This is a genomic window from Neorhizobium huautlense (assembly GCF_030811685.1).
In the GTDB taxonomy this organism is placed as follows: domain Bacteria; phylum Pseudomonadota; class Alphaproteobacteria; order Rhizobiales; family Rhizobiaceae; genus Neorhizobium; species Neorhizobium huautlense_A.
Window position 1 is genome coordinate 315,007 of sequence record NZ_JAUSRF010000001.1, and the last position, 26,016, is coordinate 341,022.

Here is a 26,016-nt window from a genome sequence, read left to right on the forward strand (position 1 = left end):
TATGCAGGACATGAACCTGACCGGCCTGTTCATCGATCTGATGGGCAGGCTGGGTCTCAATTACGAATTTCTGGCCACGGGTTACGAAGCACAGATCTGGCGTGACGGTTTTATCACCACGCTCTATCTGGTCGCCGTCACCATTCCCGTCAGCCTGATTGTCGGCCTGATCTTTGCCGCCTGCCTGACCTCGGGCAGGCTTTGGCTTTCCGCGCCGGTGCGCGGTTTTGTCGAACTCACCCGCAATACGCCGACGCTCGTGCAGCTGATGTTCAGCTTTCTGGTACTGAACACCGTCGTTTCCAACATGCTCGGCGGCGCGCAGAACAATCCGCTCTCACCGTTCTTCTGGGTCGTCGCCGTCGTCGGCCTGCATGTGGCCGCCCTGCATGCCGAAGCGATCCGCGGCGGCATCGAAGCCGTTCCCTCCTCAATGATCGAGGCGGCGCGCGGCATGGGATTCAGCCAGTTCGAGATTTTGCGTTATGTGCAGATCCCGCTCGCCTTCCGCGCCTCGTTGCCGGCCATCGTCAACGGTCTGATCAGCCTCGTCAAATCCACCACGGTCGGCAATGCGATTGCCGTCAGCGAAATCACCTATGCCTCGATCATGGTGTGGACGCAGCGCGACAACGTCGTGGAACTGATGATCGTGCTTCTCGCCTTCTTCAGCCTGATCAATTTTGTCGTCGCCCGCGTCGGCTCATGGGTGGAGCGCAGGCTCGCCATTCCGGGATATGGGCTATGAGCATGGCAGTGACACCCAAGACCACATCAACCAGCAGCCGCGTGCTGCGTTACATCGGCTTTGTGGCCATGCCGCTGATCGTCATCGTCTGGTCGCTGATCGACCTGTCGCTGGGCCGCGAGCTTGTGGAATGGATCCCCTACCTCGCCTCCGGCTTTTCGATGAATATCCTCATCACCATTTGCGCTGTCACGCTCGGCACCACGGCCGGCGTCACTCTCGGCCTCATGCAGCTGGCGCCTTTCTGGTTCGTCCGTCTGCCGGCGCAGATCTATGTGCAGATTTTTCGCAATGCCCCGGCGCTGGTGCTGATCTTTGCCACGACCTACATCTTTCCCTTCGAGATCGTGCTGTTCGGTAACTACCTGCCTTTCCCGGACTGGGTGAAGGCGGTGATTGGCCTTGCCATCCTGTCCAGCGCCTATATCGCCGAAATCACCCGCGGCGCGGTTCTCTCCATCCCGACCACACAATGGGAAGCCACCAAGGGCCTCGGTTTTTCACGCCTGCAGGCGCTGCGTTACGTGATCCTGCCGCAATGCGTGCGCCGCTCGCTGCCGCCATGGATGAACGTCGCATCGTCGATGGCCATGGGCACGTCGCTTGCCTCGCTGGTGGGCGTGCATGAACTCATGCATGCGGCAACCGATGCCAGCACCGCCGTGCGTCGGCTCGATTTCACCATCATCGCCTATGTCGTGGTGATGGCCGCCTTTTTCACGCTCTGCTACCCGATTGCCCGCCTGACCCGTCGCCTCGAACAGCGCTTCAACGCGGGCTGAAGGATTTTTATCATGACTGCATCTACCGCAACCGAGACTGGCGCCGCGATCGTGAAACTGGAAGACGTTCATCTGTCTTTTGGCCAGACCGAAGTTCTCAAAGGCATCGACCTCACCATCAACAAGGGTGATGCCGTTTCGATCATCGGCCCGTCCGGCTCCGGAAAATCCACCATCCTGCGCTGCATCAACGCGCTGGTGACGCCGCAGAGCGGAAAGATCACCGTGGCCGGCACCCGCGTCGATCAGCTGACCAAGGAAAGCGAACGCATCCAGCTGCGCAAGCGTGTCGGCATCGTCTTCCAGCAATACAATCTGTTTCCGCACCTGACGGTTCTCGACAATATCGTACTGGCCCCGACCAAAATTCTCGGCGCCGACAGGACCGCCACCGTCAAGCTTGCCCGCGAACTGCTGGAAAAGGTCCGCCTTTCGGAAAAGGCAGATGCCTATCCCGGCCAGCTGTCCGGCGGCCAGCAGCAGCGTGTGGCCATTGCCCGTGCGCTCGCCATGAAGCCGGAACTCGTCCTGTTCGACGAGGTCACTTCCGCGCTCGATCCGGAAACGGTGGGCGAGGTTCTGTGGGTGATCCGCGACCTCATCCGCGACGGCATGACCAGCATTCTCGTCACCCACGAAATGCGCTTTGCCGAAGAGATCAGCGACACGGTCGTGTTCACCGAAAACGGCCGCATCGTCGATCACGGCTCACCGCAGCAGATCTTTCACACGACCGACAATCCCCGCATCCGCCAGTTCGTCGGCGGTCTTTCCGGTGGTGGTCGCGGCGCGGTGCGCGACGGCGAAGGTATCTGATCATGGCCAACGCACCGCTTACCGCCGCCTTTGCCGACGCGATCGTCAACTCCGATCCGACCACCGATGCCGCGGCCATGGCGGCGGCCCGCACCGCGATCATCGATTTTCTGGCCTGCACGATTGCCGGCGCGAGCGACCGCACGACCGGTGTTTTGGCCAAGGCTGTCGGCGGCGATCTGCCGGGCGGCGCCATTCTCGTCGGCAGCGACAGGAAGACCGATGCGCTGGTAGCAGCCGTGGTCAACGGATATGCCGGCCATGTGCTGGATTATGACGATGTGCATGCCAGCGTGCGCGGCCATCCCACCACCGTTATCATTCCCGCTTTGCTGGCTCTCGCCGCAGAGTGCGAATTTTCTGCCGAAGCCTTTGTCGCCTCCTACGTTGTGGGCCTTGAGGCCATGGCGCGGCTCGGCCTTTCGCTCGGCACCAAACATTACGAAAACGGCTTTCACGCCACCGCCACCCTCGGCCCGATTGGTGTCGCCGCCGCGATCTGCCACCTGACCGGCGCATCGGTGGATGAAACAGCGGTCGCACTCGGCATCGCCGCGACACAGGCCTCCGGTCTTCGCCTGCAATTCGGTTACGACACAAAGCCCTATCACGCTGGCATGGCCGCGCGTTCCGGCCTTCTGGCCGCTCGGCTTGCAGCGGCAGGTTTCGGCGGCGCGCCTGACTTCCTCGACAATCCGGTCGGGTTCCATTCGGCCTATGCTTTCGACGCCGGCAAACCGGAACTGGTGAGCAAAGACTGGGGCGAGCCGTGGCAGATCGTATCGCCCGGCCTGACCCTCAAAGCCTATCCCTGCTGCACCGCCAGCCACCCCGTCGCCTCTCTCGGTATCGAACTTCACAAAGAAGGTTTGAAAGCCGAACAGATCGAAACAATCACCTTCACCTATCCGCCCGGTGCCGATGCCGCGCTGGTGGTGACGAAACCGACCAACGGTATCGAAGCCCGTTTCAGCCCCGAATACGTGTTTTCCGCCGCCCTGATCGACGGCGCGCTGCGGCTCGACCATTTTGACGAACGTCCCGTCGAAGACCGGATCATGACGCTCGCCGCCCGCGCCGGCCGCCGCCATGACGAGACGGCACCGCGCATGTCCAGCGATCCGACCACCCGTTTTGTCGTGCTCGACGTCACGCTCAAGGATGGCAACGCCATCAACCGCCGTTTCGACGGCCTGCCGGGTGTGACCGATCCGACCGACAAATTCCGTGACGCGACCGCTGCCAATGCGGCCTTCGCCGAGATTCCCAAGCTTGTCCGCAGCATGAAGACAGAGGCCGACCTCTCACGACTTCTCTCCCTGCTCAACCAGAACCCGATTTGACGAAAGACTTTACCATGAGTGACAAGAGACAAATCCATCTCGGCCTGTTCCTGCAAGGCGCCGGCCACCATGTGTCCGGCTGGCGTCACGCCAAGGCCGAAGCCGGCAGCGAAAATTTCGACCTTCTGCGCCGCGTCTCACAGATCGCCGAACAGGCGAAATTCGACATGGTTTTCCTCGCCGACGGCCTGACCAGCGCGGTCGATGCGCATCCATCGATGATCGCCCGTTTCGAACCGCTGACGCTGCTGTCGGCGCTGGCCATGGTGACGGACAAGATCGGTCTCGCCGCCACCGCCTCAACCACCTATGGCGAGCCTTATCACACGGCGCGCGCCTTCTCCTCGATCGACCATCTCAGCCACGGTCGCGCCGCCTGGAACATCGTCACCACATCCTATGCCCGCACGGCCAACAATTTTTCGAAATCGCATCCCGAGCATGACGAGCGTTATGCCGTCGCCGAAGAATTCGTCGATGTGGTGCGCGGCCTCTGGGACAGCTGGGACGACGACGCCTTCATCAAGAACAAGGACACCGGTGTTTATGCCGATCCGTCTAAAGTTCATGTGCTCGACCACAACGGCAAATATTACTCCGTAAAAGGCCCGCTCAATATCCCGCGTTCGCCGCAGGGCCATCCGATCCTCATTCAGGCAGGCTCTTCCGGCCCGGGCCAGGATCTTGCCGCCCGCACGGCCGATGTTGTCTTCACCGCCCAGCAGAGCCTTCCCGAGGCACAGGCCTTCTACAAGAGCCTGAAGGCGCGCGTCGAAAATTTTGGACGTCACGCCGATAGCGTCGCCGTCATGCCGGGCTTCCTGCCGGTGATCGGCCGCACGCAAAAGGAAGCCGCGGAAAAGCTGGCCGAACTCGACAAGTGGACCGACCTGAAAAGCGCCATGCCGCTTCTGGAAGAGCGCATGGGCCACAGCCTTGCCGATTACGATCCGGATGGCCCGCTGCCGGACCTGCCGATATCAGACCAGTTGCGCAGCCGCGCCGAGCTTCTGACGGCCGCCGCCCGCCGTGAAAACCTGACGATCCGCCAGCTGGCGCTGCGTGTCGCCGCCGGTCGCGGCCACCATATCGTGCTCGGCACGCCGGTGGAAATCGCCGACCGTATGCAGGAATGGTTCGAAGGCCGCGCCGCCGACGGCTTTAACGTCATGCCGCCCTTCTTCCCGGAAGGTCTGGAGGATTTTACACAGCTCGTGGTGCCGATCCTGCAGGAACGCGGCCTGTTCCGCACCGAATATACCGGCTCGACCCTGCGCGATCATCTTGGTCTGACACGCCCGGCGCTTTAACGCGGCGAGAGTTTGATACTGCTTGTGGCAACGGGGGGATCCGTCGCCACAAGCGATTACCACTGCCCGAAGAAATGGTGCACCGGACCACGCCCCTTGCCGATGGCGAGACTGCGCCCGGCCGAGAGCGCTGCATGCAGGTAGTGTTTTGCGGCCGTCACCGCATCCAGCAGATTTTCCCCCAAGGCCAGTCGCGCGGCAATGGCCGCGGAAAGCGTGCAGCCGGTGCCGTGATCATTGGTGGTTTCAAGTCGCGGATAACGGAACTCTTGGAACTCTCCGCGATCCGTCAGGAACACGTCCACACACTCGCTGCCGCCACCATGACCGCCCTTGATCAACACAGCACGCGCGCCATCGCTCCGCAACTGCTCCGCCTGCCGCACAACGTTCTCATGCGTTTGCGCCACGGGTAAACCAGTCAGGATCGCCGCTTCGAACAGGTTTGGCGTAATCAAATCTACCCTCGGCATCAGCACCGCTTTCAGCGCCATCACCGCATCGTCGCGCAGCAGCCGATCGCCCGATGTCGCCACCATGACCGGGTCGAGCACCACCGGTCCCGCATAGGCCTGCAAGCCATCGGCAACAGTTTTGATCGTGTCCTCCCGAGACAACATGCCGATCTTGATCGCCTTGACGGACAGATCGCTCAACACCGCCTCTATCTGCGCTTCGATCATCGAAACGGACACATCCTCGACAGCGGAGACGCCCAGCGTGTTCTGCGCGGTGATGGCAGTCAGCACGCTGGCGCCATAAACACCGAGCGCCGAAAACGTCTTCAAATCCGCCTGAATACCGGCGCCGCCACCGCTATCGGAACCGGCAATGGTAATTGCGATTGCCGTCATGCCAACACCTCCTGCCGATTTCGCCATGGTGCCGTTGCCGACAACCACTGTCGGGTGCGGGCTTCGGGGTCGGCGTTGAGCGTGATATCGGTGACGACAGCCGCAGTCGCCGCCCCTTCGTCCAGAACCAAAGGCGCGCGTTCAGCCGTAATGCCACCTATGGCGACGAGAGGAAGCGTGCCGATACGGCGTTTCCAGTCGCCCACACGATCCACACCTTGCGGCTGCCATTTCATCTTTTTCAGGATCGTCGGCCAGACGGGACCGAGCGCCACGTAATCCGGCTTCGCGGCAAGCGCCGTATCGAGTTCGGCGACGTCATGAGTGGATACGCCGAGCTTCAATTCCGCCTTCCGGATCGCACCAAGATCAGCCTCGGCCAGATCCTCCTGTCCGAGATGGATAAAGTCGCATCCCTCGTCGATCGCCAGTTTCCAGTAATCGTTGACGATCAGCTGGCAGCCATAAGCGAGGCACACCGCCTTCGAACGGCGGATTTCCTGGCCGAGTTCCGCTTCCGGCCTATCCTTCACACGCAGTTGCACCAGCTTGACACCCAGGGGCACCAGCCGCTCGATCCAGTCCGCGCTATCGACGATGAGATAAAAGGGATCGAGCCTCATGAAAACACCGCCTTGCCGATCACCGGCGTCGAAGGCACCGCCATGTCGCGCGCCTCCAGCATGCCGGCGAGATAAGCCAGCCTGCCCGCGTCCGTCGCCTTGGCAAAAGCCTCGGCCATCGCCGGCGGATCACCGGCCATGGCGACGGCGGTGTTGAGCAGTACGGCGTCATATCCCAGCTCCATGACCGTGGCGGCATGCGACGGCCGTCCAAGCCCGGCATCGACGATCAGCGGAACGTCAGGAAAGGCCGCCCGCATGGCGGTGAGCGCAGACGGATTGCGCGGCCCCGCCGCAGAACCGATCGGCGCGCACCAGGGCATCAACACCCGGCACCCGGCGGCCAGCAATTTTTCACCGACGATCAGGTCATCCGTCGTGTAGGGGAACACCTCAAAACCCTCATCCGTCAAAATACGCGCGGCTTGCACCAGTTCGAAAACATCCGGCTGGAGACTGTCGTGGTGACCGATGACTTCGAGCTTGATCCACTTGGTGCCAAACACTTCGCGGGCCATCTTTGCGGTCAGCACCGCTTCCGAAGCGCTATGGCATCCGGCCGTGTTGGGCAGGATGCGCACGCCGAGTTCGCGGACCAGTTCGAAAAACGCGCCGCCGGTTTTGCCACCCGATGTTTCGCGACGAAGCGAGACGGTGACGATGCCCGTGCCGGAGCGTTTGACTGCTTCTGACAGCACTGCCGGAGAAGGATAACGCGCCGTGCCGAGCAGCAGTCGCGAGGACAATTCGGTATCGTAGAGTTTCAGCATGGTTCAGCCTCCCTGCATGGGGGAAAGAATTTCGATACGGTCGCCGTCTGCGAGGCGTGTATCGGCGCGATCCTCGCGATGCACGAGATCGCCATTGACGGCGGTGGCGAGCCACTCGCCTTCGTATTCCAGCGTTTCCAGCAGGTCCGCGAGCGTGGCAGCGTCCAAAACCCGCGCTTCTCCGTTGACGATAAAATTCATGCGATCATCTCCTCGCGAAGGACGGCACCGTTGGAGAGGCGGGTGGCCGCCTTCTTCGCCATCGCCGGCGCCAGTAGAAAACCGTGGCGATACATGCCGGCGATCGCCAGCCCATCATTCGTCTCCACAATGCGCGGAAAATTGTCGGCAAAGGCGGGGCGGATACCTACGCCGGTTTCCACCACCCGCGCCTCGCCGAATGCCGGATGCAGCGCATAGGCAGCGTTCAAGAGTTCCATCAGCGAGCGCGCCGAAATCGGCCCGTCGTCATCCGTTTCGATCATCGTTGCGCCGACCATGAAACGGTTATCGTCACGCGGAACGACATAGATCGGGTGGCGCGGATGCAGCATGCGCACCGGCCGCTTCAACGTCACTTCGCAACTTTCGAGATAGAGCATTTCGCCGCGCACGCCGCGCAGGCCGGGAATATGCGGGATGGCCGCCGGACCGGTGCAATCCAGCACGGCGGCATATTTTGTCCGTGTCGGCGGCTCCGCACCGAAATGAAACCGCCCGCCAAGATTACGGATCGCCTTGGCCAGCTCCGTCAATGCGCGGCGCGGATCGAGATGCGCTTCATTTTCGAAAAACAACGCCTTGTCGAAACGGCCGGCAAGCGACGGCTCCAGCTCGGCGAGTTCCAGTCGACCAAGCCAGACATGTCCGGTCGTGCGAGAGGCGAAACGGGTGAGATCAGCCAGATCACGCAGCTGCGCCACCACCAGCGTGCCATTGCGGATGACGGAACCGGGCACCGCCTCATCCCACCAGTCGGCGGCTTCGAGCCCGAGTGTCAGAACGGCCTCTTCTGCCCCTTCCCTTTCGCAATAGGGCGCCAGCATGCCGCCGGCGAAAAACGAGGCGCCATGCCCCACCGTGTCCTGATAATCGACGATATCGACGTCTTCACCGCGCCTCAGCAGCTCATAAGCGACGGCAAGGCCGGCGACGCCGGCCCCTTTGACGAGAAAGAGAGACATCAGCTTTCTCCCGCAACATTCGCCAGTGGATTTTCCACCGGCATGTAGAGATCGCCCCCATCACGATATTTCGCCGCCATCGCCTCCAGCCCCTCTTTCTGGGCCTCGGCGCGAATATCGTGCGAGATCCGCATCGAGCAGAACTTTGGGCCGCACATGGAGCAGAAATGCGCCACCTTGTGCGCATCCTTGGGCAGGGTTTCATCGTGGAACTCACGCGCCGTATCCGGATCGAGCGAGAGATTGAACTGATCCTCCCAGCGGAATTCGAAGCGTGCGCGAGACAAGGCATCGTCACGCATCTGCGCCCCCGGATGACCCTTGGCGAGATCGGCGGCATGGGCGGCGATCTTGTAGGTGATGACGCCGGTTTTCACGTCGTCGCGGTCGGGCAGGCCGAGATGTTCCTTCGGCGTGACATAACAAAGCATGGCCGTGCCGAACCAGCCGATCATCGCAGCACCAATGGCGGACGTGATGTGATCGTAACCGGGGGCGATATCGGTGGTAAGCGGCCCAAGCGTATAGAACGGCGCCTCGCCGCAGGTTTTCAGCTGCTTGTCCATGTTTTCCTTGATCTTGTGCATCGGCACATGACCCGGTCCTTCGATCATCACCTGGCAATCCTTTGCCCAGGCAATCTTCGTGAGTTCCCCCAGCGTCTCCAGCTCCGCAAACTGGGCGGCATCATTGGCATCGGCGATCGAGCCGGGACGCAGGCCGTCGCCCAGCGAAAAGGTCACGTCATAGGCGCGGGCGATGTCGCAGATCTCGTCAAAGTGCTCGTAGAGAAAACTCTCGCGGTGATGATGCAGACACCACTTGGCCATGATCGAGCCGCCGCGCGACACGATACCGGTGACACGATTGACGGTGAGGTGGATATAGGAAAGCCGCACGCCGGCATGGATGGTGAAATAATCGACACCCTGTTCGGCCTGCTCGATCAGCGTATCGCGATAGACCTCCCATGACAGGTCCTCGGCAATGCCGCCCACCTTTTCCAGCGCCTGATAAAGCGGCACCGTGCCGATCGGCACAGGAGAGTTTCGGATGATCCATTCGCGGATGTTGTGAATGTTGCGACCGGTCGACAGGTCCATGACGGTATCGGCGCCCCAGCGGATCGCCCAGACCATCTTTTCAACCTCCTCCGCCATGGAAGAGGTGACGGCGGAATTGCCGATATTGGCGTTGATCTTGACCAGAAAATTGCGGCCGATGATCATCGGCTCGGCTTCGGGGTGGTTGATATTGGCCGGAATGACGGCACGGCCTTCGGCCACTTCGCGGCGCACGAATTCGGGCGTGATATGATCCGGGATATGCGCGCCAAAACTTTCACCGTCGCGCACCAGCGCTTCCTTGGCGGCCTGCCTGCCAATGTTTTCGCGGATCGCGATAAATTCCATTTCCGGCGTGATGATGCCGGCGCGGGCATAAGCGAGCTGCGTGACGGCTTGGCCCCCAATTGCCTTCAGCGGTACATTGCGCAGCGGAAATTCTGGCGTCAGCCGCTCGCCCGTGGCAAAACCGTTATCCTCCGGTTTGACATGCCGGCCTACATAATGGGTCACGTCACCGCGTCCCAAAATCCAGCGTTCACGCAGGCGCGGCAGGCCGCTGTCGATGGCGACGATGTGGTTCGGATCGGTATAGGGGCCGGAACTGTCGTACACAGTGACCGGCGGTTCACCCGCTGTCGGGTGCAGGGCAATCTCGCGCATCGGCACGCGCAGATCCGGATATGTTTGTCCCGCGACATGGATTTTGGTGGAAGCCGGAAAGGGACCCGAAGTGACGGTCGGGCTTTGCGGTTTGGCGGCAATATTCATCGTGAGGCTCCAAGTGTTAAGGTTGGAGACCCAGTCCTAGAGCCGGAAAGATGGAAGAACGTCCGCAACGGAATCCGGGTTATGGATTCGCAATCATCGCAGCGTTTTGCACCGTCCCTACGCCAGTATGAACTGGATCAGGTTCAACGGGTCACTGCGCGCGATAGCAGAATCTCAGCCCCTTGACGGGACACCCCTGGTGAATGCGCAAAGGCTATGGCAGCGAAATCGATCGGTCAAGCGCCTCTTCCGCACGCTCAATGGAACGGCAGACGGATTGCCACATGCGGGATCGGGCGGATATGCGTTATGTCCTGAGCCGAACGGCCGTTTGGCCATCTTGAGTTTTATCGCGTAAAGGCAGACCATGAGCTTCGGCTGGACCAACCTCGTCATCGGCCTTCTGCAACAGATGTGCGTCTATCTCGTGATCGCCTATCTGTTCAGCAAGACGCCGCTTTTCCTGCCGCTGATGCAGGTGACGGTGCGACCGTGGCGCAAGGTGGCCTGTTACGTCATCTTCTCGATGTTCTGCATCATGGGCACCTATTTCGGCCTGCATATCGACGAGGCGATCGCCAATACACGCGCCATCGGCGCCGTGCTCGGCGGCATCTTTGGCGGGCCGCTGGTGGGGCTGGCGGTGGGTATTACCGGCGGCATGCATCGGTATTCGCTGGGTGGTTATACCGCCCTTGCCTGCGCGATCTCCACCACCGCCGAAGGCTTGATCGGTGGGTTGGTGCACAGCTATCTGCTGCGGCACCGCCGCACGGACCTGCTGTTCAAGCCGTTGCTGATTGCCGGCGTGACCTTGTTTGCAGAAATCGTGCAGATGTCGATCATCCTCGTGGTCGCCCAGCCTTTTGTGGACTCCATGCATCTGGTCGAAACCATTGCGCTACCGATGATCGTCGCCAACACGGTGGGTGCGGCCATGTTCATGAACATCCTCAGCGACCGGCGAAAACTGTTCGAAACCCATTCCACCGTGTTTTCCGGCAAGGCCCTGAAAATTGCCGAACGCGCAGAAGGCGTGCTGCGCACCGGGTTCAACGCCGAAAACAGCACCAAGGTGGCCCGCATTCTTTACGAGGAAGCCAATGTCGGCGCCGTCGCCATCACCGACCGCGAAAAGATCCTCGCGTTTATCGGCATCGGCGCCGATCACCACCTTCCGGGCCGCAAGATCACCTCTGCACAGACCATGGAGGCGATCACTGAGAACAAGGTCATGTATGCCGATGGCAATGAGGTCAGCTATCAATGCTCGATCGATCCGAATTGCCGGCTGGGCGCTTCTCTCGTCATTCCGCTGAAGGGTGAGGATGACGCGGTGATCGGCACGATCAAGCTTTACGAGCCGAAGACAAAACTGTTTTCCACCTTCAATCGCTCGCTGGGTGAAGGTGTGGCACGGCTGCTGTCGGCGCAGATTCTTGCCGGTCGTTACGAACGCCAGAAGCAGATGCTGTCGCAATCGGAAATCAAGCTCCTGCATGCGCAGGTCAATCCGCATTTCCTGTTCAACACGCTCAACACCCTGTCGGCGATCATCCGCATCGATCCGGCCGAGGCGCGAAAGCTGGTGCAGAACCTTTCCACCTTCTTCCGCAAGAACCTGAAACGCACCAGCGACGTGGTGCCGCTGTCCGACGAGATCGAACATGTGAATGCCTATCTGCAGATCGAAAAGGCACGTTTTCAGGAACGCCTGCAGATCGAGATCGATGTGCCGGAAGACCTTTCCCAAGTGCATCTGCAGGCCTTTTCGCTGCAGCCGCTTGTCGAAAACGCCATCAAGCACGGCACATCGCAGGTGATCGGCGAAGGGCGGATCACCATTGCGGCGCGGCGCGAGGGCGACGATCTGCTGGTGGCGGTGACCGACAATGCCGGGCTGTTCGAACGCAAAACCGGCAGTGACGGCGGGCTTGGCATGAACATCGTTGATCGTCGCACCAGGGGATATTTTGGCGATGACTACGGCATCCATGTCGATGTCGAACGCGACGTCTTCACCCGCATCAGCCTGCGTGTCCCGATGGTCGATACACATCATCACGCACCCCACGAAACCGCACCGGAACTGACAAAAATCTAATCGGTTAACATCCTGCTTTTCCGGCGAAATTTGACCTATGTCACATCCGGCCGGGGATAGCCCGGCCGGCGGCAAAAACGCCCCGCCGCTTACCCCGGATTACCGACCGCTCACGCCGCCATGACACCGCTCGGCCAAACACCCCCTCCCGCCTTTTGCCCCCGCGAGTAGCCTTGTCTCATCCTAAGGAGGGACAAGACATGGCAAACGCCCTGACAATGGTCATCGGCACCGCCTGCATTCTTGCGATCTGCTACCGCTTCTACGGTATCTTCTTCGTTCGCAAGGTGCTCGGCGTTGATGACAGCGAAGTCACCCCGTCGCACACACTTGCCGACGGACGCAATTACGTTCCCACCAAGAAGTGGGTGAATGCAGGCCAGCATTTTGCGGCCATCGCCGCCGCCGGCCCGCTGGTCGGCCCGGTTCTCGCCGCCCAATACGGCTACCTGCCCGGCCTCGTCTGGCTGCTGGTCGGTTGCGTCATCGGTGGTGCCGTGCATGATACGGTCGTGCTGTTCGCCTCGATGAAACACAAGGGTTCGTCGCTGTCGGAAGTTGCGAAGGTTGAACTCGGTCCGGTTGCCGGCTGGTGCACCGGTCTTGCCATGCTGTTCATCATCACCATCACCATGGCCGGCCTGTCGATGGTCGTGGTGCATGCGCTGGAACGCAACCCCTGGGGCACGTTCGCCGTCTTCATGACGATCCCGATCGCCATGGCTGTAGGCCTTTATGAAAAGTTGGGCGGCAACGGCAAGATCGCCACCTATGTCGGCCTCTTCGCCATCCTCGCTTCGGTTTTTGCCGGCCCATACGTGCAGGAATCGGCGCTCGGCCAGTGGTTCACCTTCCAGTACAGTTCGCTCGGCATCATGCTGCCGATCTATGCTTTCCTCGCCAGCGCCCTGCCGGTCTGGCTGCTGCTCACCCCGCGCGGTTACCTGTCGAGCTTCCTCAAGATCGGCGTGTTTGCTGCTCTCGTCGTCGGCGTCGTCATCATCAACCCTGAAATCAAGATGCCGGCCCTGACCGACTTCATCCATGGCGGTGGCCCGGTTCTGGCCGGCCCGGTCTGGCCCTTCATCTCGATCACCATTGCCTGCGGCGCCATCTCAGGTTTCCACGCCTTCATCGGGTCGGGCACCACGCCAAAGCTGGTCGACAAGTGGAGCGATATCCGCCCCGTCGCCTTCGGCATGATGCTGGTCGAATGCCTTGTCGCCGTGCTCGCTCTAATCGCCGCAACCGCGCTGCCGATGGCCGACTATTTCGCCATCAACGCATCGCCGGAAGTGTTTGCCACGCTCGGCATGACGGTTCAGGATCTGCCCCGTCTCGAACAGGCCATCGGCATGGATCTCGCAGGCCGCACCGGTGGCGCCGTCACGCTTGCCGTCGGCATGACCGAAATCTTCACCAGCATTCCGTGGTTCAAGACGCTGGCCGCTTACTTCTTCCAGTTCGTCATCATGTTCGAGGCCGTCTTCATCCTGACCGCCATCGACTCGGGAACCCGTGTTGCCCGTTACCTGATCCAGGACATTCTCGGTGATCTCTGGGCACCGATGAAACAGATCAACTGGCTTCCCGGCTCGATCTTCGCCAGCATCGTTGCCTGCCTGCTCTGGGGTTATCTCCTGAACTCGGGCGATATCAACTCGGTCTGGGCCCTGTTCGGTGTCTCGAACCAGATGATGGCCTCGCTCGGGCTGACCATCGGCGCCACGATCATCCTGCGGATGTCGGCCAAGCGCATCTACATGCTGACCTGCCTCATCCCACTCGCCTACCTGTTCGTCACCGTGAACTATGCCGGCTACTGGATGATCGCCAACGTCTACCTGAACGAAGCCGCCAAGGGCTACAATCCGGTCAATGCCATCCTGTCGATCATCATGATGGTTCTCGGTGTCATCGTTCTGGTCTCGGCACTGTTCAAGTGGAAGGACATGCTGCGCAGCGGCCAGAATGGCGAGGCTGAAAGGCTTGCACTTGCACCCGCCGAATAACCAGCTTCCCTGAGGCTTTCCTCCTCCCGGAGCCTCAAGACCCGGCGCATGTTTCCCACATGCGCCGGGTTTCGTTTTTTGGGTTCAGAGAATGCCGAGCTGTTCCTTGAGCGGCCCGAGGAACCGGCGGCTGACAGGGATCGAACGGCCACCCAATGTCAGAATGTTGGCGGCACCGTTTTCCGCGAGCGCGATATCCTGAATATGCTCGGGATTGATCATGTATTGCCGGTGGCAGCGGATCAGCCGTGTGCGTTCTTCCAGCGTCCGCAGGGTCAGTTCGGTAAAATGTTCGGCGCCGTCATTGCCGATGACATAGATGCCGCCCGGCCGCGAAAAGATCGCCTCGACATCCTCGATCTTCATCAGGCGAATACGGTTGAGGCCGGTGCAGGGAATGTGCCGGAGCGGCGGGACGATTTCGAGCAATCTCTCCTGATGGACTGCCTTTACCTTGCGCAACCGGTCGAGCGTCTTTTGCAGCCGCTCTTCCTGAATGGGCTTCAGCAGGTAATCGAAGGCGTTTTCCTCGAATGCACGAACCGCATATTCCTCGTAAGCCGTCAGGAAAACGATCTGTGGCATCTTTTCCGGATCGATCATGCCGACCATTTCCAGCCCGCTCACCTGCGGCATCTGGATATCGAGGAACATCACGGTGGGCGAAAGCCGGTTGATGGCGGCGATGCCTTCGATGGCGTTCGCACATTCGCCGACAATCTCGATATCGGCCTGACCGGCCAGAACGGCCTTCAACTCATCGCGCGCCAGCGCTTCGTCATCAACGATCAGAATTTTCATGCGTATCTGTCATCCGGCCGGGAAAGCCGGTTCCTACCATATGGCCTGGCCGATTATTCCGTCACCACCGGCTTCATACGCGCCCTTATTGCAGTTTTGAAGCGCCATGCAAGAAAGTAGAGCCGCCCGGCAAGGCTGGCGGGAAACAGCGCATCATACATATTCACCTGCTCGGCCCCGAACCGGCGCTTGTAGGCCATGTCGCCGATCGAAAAGTCATACAGCCGGTATTGTTCGTTGAAGAAATGGCCAAGCGTTTCATCGAACAGTTGCAGGCCGGGAAGGACATCCTTCCATTCCCCCATCAGCGACGCCGGCAGAACGATTTCCGCACGTCCATCACTGGCAAAACCATAAAGGCCCGCAATCATCAGGCCATCGGCCTTAAGGGTGGCCAGAAATGCCTGGCAGGTGCCGCCGGCCTTTTCGAGCATTCCATCATAAAAACCGGCCCAATCGGCATCGCCGAGAATATCCGTGCGATCCTTCTCCGAAAAGCCGCTCGCCCGCAACGCCTTGAATTCCATAAGGTCGGCGGCGGAAACATCAGCACCGAAGCGGATCGCAAACTGGCGGTCATGCGATGCCGACAGCTGTTTGGTGCGCGATGACAATTTCGACTTGAAACGCTTCTGGCGTTTGGCGACCAGTTCCTTCCAAGATGCACCCGCCAGTTCCAGTTGCCATGCCGAAAGCCGCAGCCGCGCGACATTCTCGAACTTTGTCAGCGGGTTTTCCCGGCCTTCGAAATGCTCCGGCATCTTGGTGCAATAAAGAAGATCCACGCCCGGCACCGCCGCGATCACCGCGCTGATGATGGTCTTGATGTCGTGTTGCTGCAGGGATGTGTCGAGGAGGGGAACGCAATGATCGAGCGGACTGGCGTCCATGCGCAACCATGTCAGCCCATGACGGCGCATTTTCATCATCGGAAAGAGGGCTGCGGCCGTTCCGTCAGGATAGCGCACCAGCGCGATCACCGGCTGCATCAGGCCATTTGCCGCCAGTTGACGATAAAACACCTGCATCAGGTCGAAATCCTGAAACGGCGTGGAATTGTCAGGTTGGCGCAGCAGGCGCCATTCCTGCTCGAAAGGCTCGACAGCGTGGCTGATCTCCACCAGCCAACCCGATTTTTCCGTCATGCCCATCCCCTGCCCGCACGAAAACGATACCCTGTCGCGATCATGACGGCCGCAGCTTAAGAATTTGCGGATGCCACCTTCGTCAAAAAGAAGATCATCTGGAAAAGCGGCCGACCGCTGCTCCGGCTTGACCGGTCGCCCCGACGCCCCCATCATTCCGACACAACAGAATTTGCAATTCCAGCAGGCCAAGATGACATCGAACGACAACTCCACCCGCGAGGAACTTCTGGCACGCGTTGGTGACATTTTTTATGCCAACGGCACCTATCTTGTGGGCATGACCGAGCTGATACGGCACCTGCAGACCACGAGAGCCACCTTCTATCGCCATTTCGAAGGCAAGGAGGACCTGCTCGTCGCCTATCTGGAAAAGCGCGATATCGCGGTACGCGAACAACTAGCCACCGTTGTCAGCGGCCGAAAAGGAGCGGACGCCATCCTGGACGTCTTTTCCAATCTGGAACGCAAGACAAATGCCGACAATTTTCGCGGCTGCGCCTTCCTGATCGCCGCGATCGAAAACCCGCAATCCCCGCGCATCCAGGCCACCGCGCGCAATCACAAGCTTTTCCTGAAGAATTTCTTTTCGAGCCTTCTGCACAAGGATCATGATGGCTCGACCGCCGAGCAACTGCTGCTCCTGTACGATGGCGCTTTGGCCGGTTCGATCCTGCGCCGGGAAGCTGGCGCAGCGACGGCAGCCAAGGCGATCGCTGCCCGATTGATGGAAGCGGCCTGACCTTCATCGAGCGCGGATGACGGGAGCCGGTACCGTCGACGGGCATTGCTCCCATTTTCAGAGATCACGCGAAATTAGATTCTTTTGGATCAGGTCGCACTATGCCATAAGAGCCGCAGAGAACGATCGTTCTACAAACCACGATAAAAACATCTGCCGCTCTCATGCAGGCAAAACCGGAGGACACGACATGACGAAGACCATCGATTACTTTTTCGGGATCGCCTCGCCCTGGGCCTTTATCGGTCAGGATGCCTTCGTTGCGCTCGCGTCTGAACAGAATGCCACGATCCGCCCCTATGTGATCCCGCTGATCGAGGATAATGGCGCGATCTATTCCCGCAACCGCCCCGAAGCGCGTCGTGCCTATTGGACAAAGGACCTGAAGCGCTGGGCCGCCGTTCGCGGCAAGGTGCTGAATTTCGAAAACCGCGCCGCCCTGTCCGACCCCACGCCCGCCGGCTTCATGGTCATTGCCGCAATCGAAGCCGGGCAGGACTGGCTGAAACTGGCGAGCGCCCTGCAGGAAGCCTTCTGGACGCGTGGCGAAGACATCGGCAAGGCGGATGTGCGCCGTGCAATCGCCGATGCCGCGGGTTTTGATGGCGCAAGCCTGGACGAACAGGGACAAGGCGACGCCGTGCAGGCCGTGTGGAAGACCAATCAGGACACCGCCCGTGCGGACGGCGTTTTTGGATTTCCGACCTATCGTTACGAAGACGAACTCTATTGGGGGCAGGACAGCCTGCCTTTCCTGGAACGACACCTGAAGGGCGAAAAGCTCGTCGCCTGATTTCGACATGAACCAGGTTTCGCGCGCTCGGAAACGGACGCGCGAAACGATTGCGCAACAGATCAGGATTTCCCGCGATGAACGCCTTTCAGCCACACAGCTCCCATTGGGGCGCCTTTTCCGGCCGCATGGAAGATGGCAAGCTTGAAATCCGCGCACATCCCGGCGATCCGCACCCATCTCCCATTCTCGGCAACATTCCGGCGATTGCCGACAGCCCGGTTCGCGTTCGCCGCCCAGCGATCCGGCGTGGTTGGCTGGAAGGCAAGCCGGGGCATCAGCAGAAACGCGGCGCCGATGAATTTGTCGAGGTGAACTGGCAGGAGGCGCTGGATCTTGCAGCAACGGAAGTTCGACGCATCTACGGCGAGTTTGGCCCGGCCGCTGTGTTCGGCGGTTCCTACGGCTGGTCGAGTGCCGGACGTTTTCATCATGCACAGAGCCAGATCCACCGTTTCCTGAACGTGCTTGGCGGTTATGTGCGATCCGTCAACACCTACAGTTCCGGTGCCGCCTCGGTCATCATTCCGCATGTTCTCGGCCCATACGATACATTCGACCGCAAGAGCGTGACCTGGGATGCGATCGAGCGCTCGACCGAACTCGTCGTCGCCTTCGGCGGCATGGCCATCAAGAATGCCGATGTGCATGGCGGCGGTATCAGCCAGCATGTGGTTCTGCCGAAGCTGAAGGGTGCCAGCGCCCGCGGTGCGCGCTTCAAGCTCGTCAGCCCGTTGCGCGACGATTTTCCGGCTGACGTGAATGCCGAATGGCTGCCGATCATTCCGGGCACAGACGTGGCCCTGCTGCTGGGCATTGCGCATGTGCTTGTCGTGGAAGGTCTGCACGACCGAGATTTTCTCGAGCATTATACGACCGGTTACGACCGCTTCGAAAACTACCTGCTGGGACGCAGCGATGGCGTGCCGAAAACGCCGCAATGGGCAGCAGAAATCTGCGGCATCGGCGCCGAGGCGATTACAGATCTGGCGCGTCAGATGGCGCGGTCCAGAACGCTGATTACCGTTAGCCATTCACTTCAGCGCGCCGATTACGGCGAACAGCCGGTATGGATGGGCATCGTGCTGGCCGCCATGCTGGGGCAAATCGGGCTGGATGGTGGCGGTTATTCCTATTCACTGGGCGCGCTCGGCAATATCGGCAAAAGCCTGCTCGCCGCACCGTTGCCGACCCTCAACCAGTTCAAAAACCCGCTGGGTGATTTCATTCCCGTCGCGCGCATATCCGACATGTTGCTGCATCCCGGCGAGGCGTTTCATTACAATGGCAAGGAACTGCATTATCCCGATATCCGGCTAGTCTACTGGGCGGGCGGCAACCCATTCCATCATCATCAGGATATCAACCGGCTGCGCCGTGCCTTCCGCAAGCCCGACACGCTGATCGTGCACGAATCCGCCTGGACCGCGACCGCGCGTTTTGCCGATATCGTGCTGCCGGCCACCACCACGATCGAGCGCGACGATATTGGCGCCGCCGACCGCGACCCGCTGATCATTGCCATGAAAAGAGTGATCGAGCCGGTGGGCGAAGCACGTGACGATTACGACATCTTTGCCGAACTGTCGCGCCGGCTCGGCACATATGAAACGTTTTCGGAAAACCGGACCTCGAAAGAATGGCTGACATTCCTGTTCGAAACGACACGGTCTGCCCTTGCCGCCGGCGGACATGATGCGCCGGATTTCGAAACCTTCTGGCAAAGCGGCGAATTGCGCTTACCCGTCAAGCCGGATGATGGCGGTCCGGCCAATGCCTTCCGGCAGGCCCCGGAGACATCTCCCCTGCCGACCCCTTCCGGCAAGATCGAGATCTTTTCGCAAACCATCGACAGTTTCGGTTACGACGACTGCGGCGGCCATCCGCAGTTCTATCCGCCCCGGCCGGAGACGGAGGATGCGCGTTATCCGCTGCATCTGGTCTGCAACCAGCCGCATCAGCGCCTGCACAGCCAGCTCGATTACGGTGATTTCAGCCGCTCGACCAAGATCAAAAATCGCGAGCCGGTGCGCATCAACCCGACCGACGCGGCATCGCGCGGCATTTCCGATGGCGATATCGTCAGGCTTTTCAACACGCGCGGCAGCTGCCTTGCCGCAGCGGTGATCAGCAGCGATGTGCGGCCGGGCGTAATGCAATTGGCGACAGGCGCGTGGTTCGAGGCCGATGATACAAACGCGGAAACGGCCATGTGCATTCACGGCAACCCGAATATTCTGACCCATGACATCGGCACGTCGAAACTGGCACAGGGTTGCACCGGCCAATTGACCCGTGTCGAGGTGGAACGGTTTTCCGAGACGCTGCCGCCAGTGCGGATTTTCGAAGCAATGACCTTTTCGAAAAAAAGTCGCTGATCTACCAGCCGGCCCCCGGCCGGCAACCTCTCCGCAAAAGCTGACCCGCATCGGCAACAAAACAGAAGAAAATAATCTACCATCTCCCCCGAAAGAGAATGATCGGTCTTCCTCGATTGCGACGTGTTGCCTAGGCTTGCTGTCATGATTTTTGTCAAAGCAACCCGAACACGCATCTGTAGCGGATAGGCAAAAGCCTCCCTCTTGAACTGCCATTACCTGCCATCTGAGCGGGCGCCCTCGTCGATTGGCTCTGCCAGCGGCGGACGGTTTTCTGCGCGCTAAAAACAGCGACGTCAGGATCAGAAAGCATATGCGGAACGCCGCTCCCGGGCAGCCGCGAACATACCGGCCACAACGACAAGCCATCAGGATTTTGCCATGACCGACCGAACAACACTGCTTTCTCTTTCCCGGCGGCGCCTGCTTTTGAGCGCAGCCGCCGTAACCGCTACCGCCCTTGTCGCGACAGCCGGATTGTCTCCGGCTCTGGCCGCCGACAGCCCCAAGGATGGTGGCGATATCACGTTTCTGATCGACTCGCTGGGGGATACGTGGATCCCCAACAACAGTGCGATCTCCAGCTTTCAGGGCCATGTCTGGGGCCATGTCACCGACAAGCTTCTCTACGTCGATGCCGAGGGCAAGGTCAGCCCCTGGCTGGTCGAAAAATGGGAGCAGAATGACAACGCCACCGAATTTACGCTACACCTGAAGAGCGGCGTGACCTTCTCCGATGGCGAGCCGCTCGACGCCAAGGCCGTCGTTGCCAATCTCGACATCTGGTATGCCGGCCGCAAGAACGAGGGTATCAACCCGATCGGCCTCTTCCCGAAAACCTATGACCGCGCCGAAGCCATCGATGCCTCGACCGTAAAAGTCTTCTTCCAGAAACCGACGCTCGGCTTCATTCCGACGCTCGGTTATCACGGTTCGATCCTGATCTCGCCGAAAAGCATCGCCCAGCCGGCATCGGCACAGGCGGACCTCTACAAGACCGCCGGCAGTGGCCCTTATGTGGTGGAAAGCTGGAAGGAAGGCGATCACGTCACGCTCACCAAGCGTAAGGATTACAACTGGGGACCGGCCGCCGTTGGCCATACCGGCCCGGCCTTCCTCGATACGATCACCTACAAGCTGGTGTCGGAACCGTCGCTCCGTGTCGCCTCGGTTCAGTCCGGCCAGGCGGATGTCGCTTACAACGCTTCACCGCAGGAACTGAAGTCGCTGAAGGACGAGAGATTTACCGTCGCCACGCCGCGTTATCTCGGTTTCGTCAACGGCTGGGCGGTCAACACCAAACATGCGCCCTATGACGACGTGAAGGTGCGCCAGGCCCTGCAGGCCGGCATCAACCGTCAGGAAATCATCGACACCGTCTATACGCCGGACTGGCATCTCGCCACTTCCTTCATCCAGAGCAATGTGCCCGGCGCCACCGACCAGAGCGCGCTTCTGGCCTATGACCCGGCAAAGGCCCAAAAACTGCTGGACGAAGCCGGCTGGGTGAAGGGCGCCAATGGCATCCGCGCCAGGGACGGCAAGGAACTGGTCCTCACCATCCATTCCAACCCCTATCTCGCCACCTCGAAATCCGTCGACGAACTGATCGCGCAGCAGCTCGGCAAGCTCGGCTGGAAGGTCGTCATCCGCGCCTATGACGTCGTGACCTACGGCGAAAAAATAAGGTTCGGCGGCGCCGCTGTGCCGACCTACGAAGTCACCCGCAGCTTCATCGACGCCGGAACGGTTGCCGGCATTCTCACCAACGCCAATAACGGCGAAAACTGGTTCGCACTCGACGACCGCGACACGAAGATCAACGACCTGCGCGACAAGATTTCAGGCGCCGGCTCCTTCGACGAGCGCAGCCCGTTGCTCGATGACCTGCAGAAATACGTTCTCGACCAGGGCTATTTCATTCCTCGCACACAGATCGTCCAGCGCATCTACGTGCAGTCCCCGACGCTGAAGGGCGAGGTCTATAACGGCGTTGCTTATGCCAGCTACTACACCGCCTTCATCGCCGACTGACGCAACCGAACAATGCGAGGTACCGGTATGAGCAATGCCTACCTAACCTATGCCGCAAAACGGCTCGGCCAAGCGGTCGTCGTCATCCTGCTGGCTTATGTCTTCACCTTCGTGGTCGTCAGCATCCTGCCTGGCGACCCGATCACCAGCGTTTTGCGCAACCCGCAGAACGGCTTTTCCGAAGAGGAAATCGCCGAGATCATCGCCGCGCAAGGGTTGGACAAGCCGGTTCTGGTGCAGCTCTGGCACGCGCTTTCCGGTTTCGTCACCGGCGATCTCGGCATGTCGATGCGCTCCAACCGGCCCGTATCGACGCTGATCGCCGAGGTTCTGCCCTCGACATTGATCCTTGCCGGAGCAGGTCTCGCCGTCGCACTGCTGCTGGCCATGCTGGTCGCCTACGGCACGCGTTTCGTGCCGAAAAAATACGGACAGGGACTTTTGCGCGGTTTTCCGTCGCTGTTTCTGTCGGTGCCGAATTTCGTCATCGGCCTCGTGCTGATCCACCTGTTCGGCTTTCAACTCGGTCTCTTCCGCGTCATCAATCCCGACAGTTTTTGGGCCACCCTGTTTGCGGCCGTCGCGCTCGGTATTCCAGTCTCGTCGCAGATCGCCGAAGTGCTGATCGCCAATCTCGACAAAGAAGCGGAGCAGGAATACGCAGCCGTTGCCCGCAGCCGTGGCATCGGTCAGCTAAAACTGTTTGTGAGCCACCTGCTGAAACCCGCCTCGCTGCCCGTCGTCACGGTCATCGCACTCACGATCGGTGAGCTTTTGGGCGGCTCGCTGATCACCGAAACCGTTTTTGGCCGCACCGGTGTCGGCAGTCTCGTTCAGCGCTCGGTGAGCACGCAGGACCTTCCCGTGCTGCAGGCCATCGTTTCGCTCGGTGCCGTGGTCTTCGTGCTCGTCAACCTGATCGCCGATCTTCTTTATCCGCTGCTCGATCCGCGCGTGAAAATTCTTGGGGGAAGCAAACGACGCCCAACGACATCGGACGAACCATCGATCGGCTCGGCAAAGGCGGTGAACCCATGAGCCTCGTGTCCAACACCTCCCTGACATCCGGCCAGCGCCGCGACCGGCTTGCCGCCTTCCGCGTGCCCGTCACCGTCGCCTTGTCCTTCGCCGTCATCGCCATCGTCATCGCATGGTCTCTGGCGCCGCAATTCTTCACCACCCACAGCCCCGTCGTCGGCGTGCCGGCCGATAAGCTACTCGGCCCCAGTCTGTCGCACTGGTTCGGCACCGATCATCTCGGCCGCGACCTTTACACACGCGTCGTCTATGGCACCGCCTCGTCGGTTTCGAGCGCGCTGGTGGCCGTCGTCATCGGTGTTCTGTTCGGCGGGTTGATCGGCCTTCTCGCCGGCTTCCTCGGCGGCTGGGTTGATGTGGTCTTCGCCCGTCTGGTCGATGTACTTCTGTCGATCCCAAAGTTTCTGCTGGCGGTGATAGTCGTCACTGCCATCGGCTTCGAGACCATCAACGCCGCGATTGCCACTGGTGTCTCGGCCATCGCCTTTTTCGCCCGCGTTACCCGCTCCGAAGTGATCAAGACCCGGCAGGCGACCTTCGTAGAAGCTTCGTTCCTGTCAGGCGGCTCGCGCTGGTACATTCTGACACGCCACGTGCTGCCCAATGCCTCGCGCTCGGTGCTGCCGCTCGCCGTGCTGCAATTCGGCGAATCCATTCTCATCATCGCCAGCCTTGCCTTCCTTGGCTACGGCGACCCGCCGCCCGCCTCCGACTGGGGTCTGCTGATCTCGATCGGCAAGGATTACCTCAAATGGCCCTGGCTCGTTTACGCCCCCGCTTTCGTAACGATCGTGACCGTCCTCTCCGTGAACAGGATCAGCAGATGGCTTCGCAAGACAGACTGAACACCCGCCTCGTCAGCATCAAGAACGCCGCCGCCAGCGCAGCGCAACCGGCACCGCTGCTGAGCGTCAAGAACCTGTCGGTGGCCTATGGCGCAAACCGCGTCGTGCATGATGTCGGTTTCGAGCTTGGCCGTGGCAAAAGCCTCGCGCTGATCGGCGAATCCGGTTCCGGCAAATCGACCATTGCCCGCGCCGTGTTGCGGCTGCTTCCCGGCGCCGGCCACGCCACCGGCGAGGTGGAATTCGACGGACGTGAAATCTTGGGCCTGCCCGAGCGGCAGTTCCGGCCCTTGCGCGGACGCGCCATCGGTTTCGTGCCTCAGGATCCGGGCAATTCGCTCAATCCGGTGCGCACGATCGGCGTACAGGCAATGGAAGCAGCAAGCCTGACCGACGAGACCAATGCGGCGCTGCGCAAGGTACTCATCCTCGAAACCTTTGCGCAGGTCGGTCTCGACAATCCGCAGCGCGTCTACGATTCCTATCCGCACCAGCTTTCCGGCGGCATGCTGCAACGCGTGCTGATCGGCCTCGCCGTGCTGCCGCGCCCGGCGCTTCTAGTGGCGGACGAACCGACCTCGGCGCTCGACGTGACGATCCAGAAACGCATTCTCGATCTCCTCACCCGCCTGCAGCACGATCTCGATATCAGCCTTCTGCTGATCACCCACGATCTGGCGATTGCCGCCGAACGTGCGGATCAGCTGGTGGTGCTGAAGGACGGCGCCGTGCAGGAAGCGGGCAAGACCAGAACCGTATTCTCCTCCCCCAACTCGGCCTATGCCCGCAAGCTGCACGCCGATGTTCCGGCCCTCAATCCGGACCGCTACGCAAAACTGCGCGATCCGGGATTTCGTCTGCTCGACCGGACATCCGGCACGGCGTCGAAAATCGAGGTCAGTGCCGTCACCAAAACCTTTGCCGTCGATGGCAAGGTTCTGACGGCCGTCGATGACGTCTCCTTTTCCGTTCCAGCCGGCACCACCCATGCGCTGGTGGGCGAATCCGGTTCCGGCAAAACGACGACCATCCGGCTTCTGCTGGGGCTGGACGAACCGGATACTGGCGAGATTGCCATTGCCGGCGAAAACCTCGCCGGTCGATCCCAGCAGCAATTGCGCTCGGTCTGGCGCCAGCTGCAACTCGTCTACCAGAACCCCTTCACCTCGCTTGACCCGACATGGACGGTGGAAAAACTGGTTCGCGAACCGCTCGATCGCTTCAAGGTGGGCACCGCGGCCGAACGGAGCGAACAGGTGCGCGAGGCGCTGTCCAATGTCGGGCTTGGCGAACATCTTTTATCCCGCAAGCCGGGCGCTCTTTCCGGCGGCCAGCGTCAGCGTGTGGCGATTGCCCGCGCGCTGGTGCTGAAACCCGATGTCATCGTGCTCGACGAGCCAACCTCGGCGCTCGATGTCAGCGTGCAGGCCGATATCGTCGAGGTGCTTCTGTCGCTGCAGGCGAGGCTCGGCCTCACCTATGTGTTCGTCTCGCATGATCTGGCGCTGGTTCGCCAGCTGGCACACACCGTCTCGGTCATGCAGCGCGGCCGCATCGTCGAGCACGGCAGGGTGAGCGACATTTTCGACAATCCGCAGCACGGATACACGGCGGCACTGCTGGACTCGATCCCATCCGGCATTTCCACCATCTCCCAAACTCCGCCCAAGGCCCAACCCCAGGCCGAGCCGGTCATCCGCACGGAAAGACGGGAGAGGATCGCATGACGGCCTTCCTTCCTTGCAAGCCGGACTGCTGCGATCACCGGCGGCAATATTTTTCAAGAACCTGACAGAAAACGAAAGACCCGTGTTTTTCACCTTTCATCGGCCGGCCTAACCTCATTCGAACGGTCGGCA

The 26,016-nt window shown here is 60.6% G+C and carries 22 protein-coding genes and 1 riboswitch; of the genes, 14 read left to right on the top strand and 8 right to left on the bottom strand.

Annotated features, from left to right (window positions below; all coding sequences use genetic code 11):
* Position 1: 1 nt before the first annotated feature.
* The 5 genes from J2T09_RS01360 (at position 2) to J2T09_RS01380 (ending at position 4,999) form a co-directional block, all read left to right on the top strand.
* Complete coding sequence (locus tag J2T09_RS01360; protein WP_306830252.1) at positions 2 to 748, top strand: amino acid ABC transporter permease; 747 nt, start codon at positions 2 to 4, stop codon at positions 746 to 748.
* Between the two features lie 68 nt (positions 749 to 816).
* Positions 817 to 1,530 carry an amino acid ABC transporter permease gene (locus tag J2T09_RS01365; RefSeq protein WP_373458358.1) on the top strand — a complete coding sequence of 238 codons (714 nt, stop codon included), beginning with the start codon at positions 817 to 819 and terminating at the stop codon, positions 1,528 to 1,530.
* A 12-nt stretch (positions 1,531 to 1,542) separates the two neighbouring features.
* A complete protein-coding gene (locus tag J2T09_RS01370) occupies positions 1,543 to 2,346 on the top strand; it encodes an amino acid ABC transporter ATP-binding protein (RefSeq protein WP_306830255.1) in 804 nt (267 codons plus the stop codon).
* A 2-nt stretch (positions 2,347 to 2,348) separates the two neighbouring features.
* Complete coding sequence (locus tag J2T09_RS01375; RefSeq protein WP_306830257.1) at positions 2,349 to 3,689, top strand: MmgE/PrpD family protein; 1,341 nt, start codon at positions 2,349 to 2,351, stop codon at positions 3,687 to 3,689.
* Between the two features lie 14 nt (positions 3,690 to 3,703).
* Complete coding sequence (locus J2T09_RS01380; protein ID WP_306830259.1) at positions 3,704 to 4,999, top strand: LLM class flavin-dependent oxidoreductase; 1,296 nt, start codon at positions 3,704 to 3,706, stop codon at positions 4,997 to 4,999.
* A 56-nt stretch (positions 5,000 to 5,055) separates the two neighbouring features.
* On the opposite strand, the gene thiD is transcribed toward J2T09_RS01380, so the two are convergent.
* The 6 genes from thiD to thiC are packed head-to-tail and all read right to left on the bottom strand — an operon-like array spanning position 5,056 to position 10,265.
* Positions 5,056 to 5,853, bottom strand: coding sequence for a bifunctional hydroxymethylpyrimidine kinase/phosphomethylpyrimidine kinase (thiD, locus tag J2T09_RS01385; protein ID WP_306830261.1), 798 nt, complete (start codon positions 5,851 to 5,853; stop codon positions 5,056 to 5,058).
* On the bottom strand, positions 5,850 to 6,476 hold the full coding sequence (locus J2T09_RS01390; protein WP_306830263.1) for a thiamine phosphate synthase: 627 nt from the start codon (positions 6,474 to 6,476) through the stop codon (positions 5,850 to 5,852). The genes thiD and J2T09_RS01390 overlap by 4 nt, the downstream gene beginning before the upstream one ends.
* The gene (locus tag J2T09_RS01395) at positions 6,473 to 7,246 is read right to left on the bottom strand and encodes a thiazole synthase (RefSeq protein WP_306830265.1); all 774 of its coding nucleotides are present in this window, start codon (positions 7,244 to 7,246) and stop codon (positions 6,473 to 6,475) included. The genes J2T09_RS01390 and J2T09_RS01395 overlap by 4 nt, the downstream gene beginning before the upstream one ends.
* A 3-nt stretch (positions 7,247 to 7,249) precedes the next feature.
* A complete protein-coding gene (gene thiS / locus J2T09_RS01400; RefSeq protein ID WP_306830267.1) occupies positions 7,250 to 7,447 on the bottom strand; it encodes a sulfur carrier protein ThiS in 198 nt (65 codons plus the stop codon).
* Entirely contained in the window at positions 7,444 to 8,430 is a 987-nt protein-coding gene (thiO, locus tag J2T09_RS01405; RefSeq protein ID WP_306830269.1) for a glycine oxidase ThiO, read from the bottom strand. The genes thiS and thiO overlap by 4 nt, the downstream gene beginning before the upstream one ends.
* Positions 8,430 to 10,265, bottom strand: a complete 1,836-nt coding sequence (gene thiC / locus J2T09_RS01410; protein ID WP_306830271.1) for a phosphomethylpyrimidine synthase ThiC — start codon at positions 10,263 to 10,265, stop codon at positions 8,430 to 8,432. Before thiC ends, thiO begins: the two co-directional genes overlap by 1 nt.
* 96 nt (positions 10,266 to 10,361) lie before the next feature.
* Positions 10,362 to 10,473, bottom strand: a riboswitch (TPP riboswitch).
* Positions 10,474 to 10,632: 159 nt separating this feature from the next.
* Here thiC and J2T09_RS01415 point away from each other — a divergent pair.
* A complete protein-coding gene (locus J2T09_RS01415; RefSeq protein ID WP_306830273.1) occupies positions 10,633 to 12,369 on the top strand; it encodes a sensor histidine kinase in 1,737 nt (578 codons plus the stop codon).
* A 200-nt stretch (positions 12,370 to 12,569) separates the two neighbouring features.
* A complete protein-coding gene (locus tag J2T09_RS01420; protein WP_306830274.1) occupies positions 12,570 to 14,381 on the top strand; it encodes a carbon starvation CstA family protein in 1,812 nt (603 codons plus the stop codon).
* Positions 14,382 to 14,465: 84 nt separating this feature from the next.
* On the opposite strand, the gene btsR is transcribed toward J2T09_RS01420, so the two are convergent.
* Complete coding sequence (gene btsR, locus J2T09_RS01425; RefSeq protein WP_306830276.1) at positions 14,466 to 15,182, bottom strand: two-component system response regulator BtsR; 717 nt, start codon at positions 15,180 to 15,182, stop codon at positions 14,466 to 14,468.
* A gap of 53 nt (positions 15,183 to 15,235) precedes the next feature.
* Complete coding sequence (locus tag J2T09_RS01430) at positions 15,236 to 16,327, bottom strand: GNAT family N-acetyltransferase (protein ID WP_306830278.1); 1,092 nt, start codon at positions 16,325 to 16,327, stop codon at positions 15,236 to 15,238.
* Positions 16,328 to 16,520: 193 nt separating this feature from the next.
* Here J2T09_RS01430 and J2T09_RS01435 point away from each other — a divergent pair, with 193 nt between their 5' ends.
* From J2T09_RS01435 to J2T09_RS01465, 7 genes are all read left to right on the top strand, one after another.
* Entirely contained in the window at positions 16,521 to 17,069 is a 549-nt protein-coding gene (locus J2T09_RS01435) for a TetR/AcrR family transcriptional regulator (protein ID WP_306830281.1), read from the top strand.
* Between the two features lie 190 nt (positions 17,070 to 17,259).
* A complete protein-coding gene (locus J2T09_RS01440; RefSeq protein ID WP_306830283.1) occupies positions 17,260 to 17,862 on the top strand; it encodes a 2-hydroxychromene-2-carboxylate isomerase in 603 nt (200 codons plus the stop codon).
* A gap of 77 nt (positions 17,863 to 17,939) precedes the next feature.
* Complete coding sequence (locus J2T09_RS01445) at positions 17,940 to 20,240, top strand: molybdopterin guanine dinucleotide-containing S/N-oxide reductase (RefSeq protein ID WP_306830285.1); 2,301 nt, start codon at positions 17,940 to 17,942, stop codon at positions 20,238 to 20,240.
* Between the two features lie 381 nt (positions 20,241 to 20,621).
* Positions 20,622 to 22,274: an ABC transporter substrate-binding protein gene (locus J2T09_RS01450; RefSeq protein ID WP_306830287.1), complete on the top strand. Its 1,653-nt coding sequence runs from the start codon at positions 20,622 to 20,624 to the stop codon at positions 22,272 to 22,274.
* Between the two features lie 27 nt (positions 22,275 to 22,301).
* A complete protein-coding gene (locus tag J2T09_RS01455) occupies positions 22,302 to 23,312 on the top strand; it encodes an ABC transporter permease (RefSeq protein ID WP_306830290.1) in 1,011 nt (336 codons plus the stop codon).
* Positions 23,309 to 24,157 carry an ABC transporter permease gene (locus J2T09_RS01460; protein WP_306830292.1) on the top strand — a complete coding sequence of 283 codons (849 nt, stop codon included), beginning with the start codon at positions 23,309 to 23,311 and terminating at the stop codon, positions 24,155 to 24,157. Before J2T09_RS01455 ends, J2T09_RS01460 begins: the two co-directional genes overlap by 4 nt.
* Positions 24,136 to 25,884, top strand: a complete 1,749-nt coding sequence (locus tag J2T09_RS01465; protein WP_306830295.1) for a dipeptide ABC transporter ATP-binding protein — start codon at positions 24,136 to 24,138, stop codon at positions 25,882 to 25,884. The genes J2T09_RS01460 and J2T09_RS01465 overlap by 22 nt, the downstream gene beginning before the upstream one ends.
* Positions 25,885 to 26,016: the final 132 nt, after the last annotated feature.